Annotated in this window: 2 protein-coding genes; one reads left to right on the top strand and one right to left on the bottom strand. The window is 64.1% G+C overall.

What is annotated here, in order from left to right:
* On the bottom strand, nucleotides 1–775 hold a 775-nt coding region (locus tag AC1P6P_RS18875), incomplete at its 3' end, for a metallophosphoesterase (RefSeq protein WP_481403993.1).
* Between the two features lie 256 nt (nucleotides 776–1031).
* Here AC1P6P_RS18875 and AC1P6P_RS18870 point away from each other — a divergent pair.
* Nucleotides 1032–1982 (top strand): 1-phosphofructokinase family hexose kinase, encoded by a 951-nt coding sequence (locus tag AC1P6P_RS18870; protein ID WP_481403992.1) that lies wholly within the window; start codon nucleotides 1032–1034, stop codon nucleotides 1980–1982.
* Nucleotides 1983–2287: the final 305 nt, after the last annotated feature.

The following is a 2287-nucleotide window of genomic DNA, read 5'->3' as shown; positions in this document are numbered from 1 at the left end:
GCAACCGCAAGAAGCCAAGCCCGGCCCGCTGGCAGTCTTCGTGATTGCCGCGCACGATCACCCACGGCGCCACCGCCAGCAGCGGTTTGGCGGGGGCAAAGAAATCGGCATCCCAGGTCGGCCAGTTATCGCCGAACGGCGTGCCCTGGCAGCCGGCAAAATTCGCCGGACAGGCGTTTTCGCGATAGAGATAATCGCCGACGTGGATGACGAGATCGGGCTTGAGTTTCGCCGCCTCCGCCGCAATGCGCGCGAACGGCCATTGGTCCGGATCGGAGCAATCCTGTAGCGCCGTCCCCTTGATGCGGCAGCCGGTATCGCCGAACACCACAATCCGCTGCGGATCGGCGATGGGGACGGGAAGGGGCACTATATCGTTGCGAAGACCGCCTTCGGGAAACGCCGGAACGTGCTCAAGATCAGGAAAGACGAGCGCCGCCTGTTTGGTGCCCGCTGGAATCCCGGCTGCACACAACAGCAGGAAATTGGCGTCGCGGGCGGCGCGCGGCGTCATGCTGACAATTCTCAGATCAAGTGCCATTCGCGGGCAGTATTCGCCTTTGACGACCGCGCGGGCTTCCAAGGCGCCGGTCGGGCCGTACTGAGTCCACGCCGATGTGAGGGCCGCGAGCGGCACGACGGCGGTCGTGACGACCGACTCGATCGTTCCCGTCTGTGCCGCCAGCGGCACCGGCTTCACCCGGTGCTTGGCCTCGGCCCCGCTCACTACCATCGCAAGAACCAGTGTCGCAGAAACGATGACCGTGCGAATCATGGGCCTCTCCCGTGGTGCGCGATTCGCGATTTGTTTACAGTGACCGCGACATCATGGCGACCGTATCTTGCGCGAGCCTGCCACAATCTCGGCCGGTTTGCCTCCGAAGAAGGCGAAATCCGGTGGCTTGCGTGCGGCTGTGACCTTAAATCCTAAAGAATAGGTCCTCGTCCTCATACAAGCGCCCGCTTTGATATGTTATCCGGACCACCGACAGGGCTGTCATCCGGGGGGGGACGGCCTCGAGAGGAAGGGAATGAAGACCGAGAACATTGTAACTCTTACGATGAACCCGGCCATCGACATGGGTGTGTCGGTCAAGGAAATGATGACCGAACACAAGATGCGTGCGCTCAAAACGCGACGCGATCCTGGCGGCGGCGGCATCAACGTGGCGCGCGTGTTGAAGCGCTTTGGCGCCGAACCGCTGGCCATTTTTCCGATGGGCGGGCCGTCTGGCCACATGCTGGAGCGTCTGGTTGCGGCCGAAGAGGTGCGCCATCAGTCGTTCATGATCGCACGCGACTGCCGCGCCAACTTCACGGCCAACGATCTGTCGACCGGCCAGCAGTTCCGTTTCGTGATGCCGGGCCCGACGCTCGGTGAAGAGGAGTGGACGGCCGGCCTCGGCCTGACGACCGCCGCCTCGTCGAGCGGGTTCTCGGTCGCTTCGGGTTCGCTGCCGCGCGGCGTGCCGCACGATTTCTATGCCCGCCTTGCCCGCAACTTGCGGGTTTCCGGCGGCGCGCGCCTCGTGCTCGACACCTCGGGCCCGCCGCTGAAGCACGCCCTGGACGTCGGCTGCTATCTCGTCAAACCGAGCCTGTCGGAGTTCACCGACCTGCTCGGCGAGGAGCCCGATCATCAGGCCTGCCACGACGCGGCGAAGAATCTGGTGATCAACGGCAAGGCCGAGATCGTCGCCCTCACCATGGGGGCCGATGGCGCCATGCTGATCAGTCGCGACATTTCCATTTACGCCAAGCCGCCGCCGGTCCAGGTGCGCGGGACGGTCGGTGCCGGCGACAGCTTCGTCGCCCTGCTGATCGTGTCGCTGGCCCAGCGCAAGGGATTGAAGGACGCGTTCCGCATGGCGATCGCCGGCGGTTGCGCCGCCCTGCTCTCCCCCGGCACGGGCCTGGCCTCGCCGGACGTCGTCAACCAGCTGGCGCCGCAAGTCGAAATCCAAGACTTCGCGACCGCCTGAGCCGGCCTCACAGCCAATTTGGAAACGGCGGGCCGCAGGGTCCGCCGTTTTTGTTTGCCCCCACCCTTTCCTCCCCCGCGGTTCTCCACCCCCAAAGCCTGGGACCAAGCCTGGATAGCGGGGGAGGTGTCGCTGAAAGCGACGGAGGGGGTGCGGCGCAATGGCGAGATCGCCACGCACTCTCACCACCCAAAATCCCAACCCTCTGACTTGTATTCGTTTTGTTCAATTTGTCGCACCCGCAAAACTCCCCTTGAAGCCTGCGGGAGGTTTCCCCATTTCTCGTATATCCGATGGATTGTAGC

The organism is Rhizomicrobium sp., from assembly GCF_056722145.1.
This window is presented reverse-complemented; position numbering and strand designations above follow the sequence as displayed.

Excerpts from the sequence above, each read along its gene's own strand:
- AC1P6P_RS18870 (WP_481403992.1), top strand. The coding sequence starts at position 1,032 with ATGAAGACCGAGAACATTGTAACTCTTACGATGAACCCGGCCATCGAC.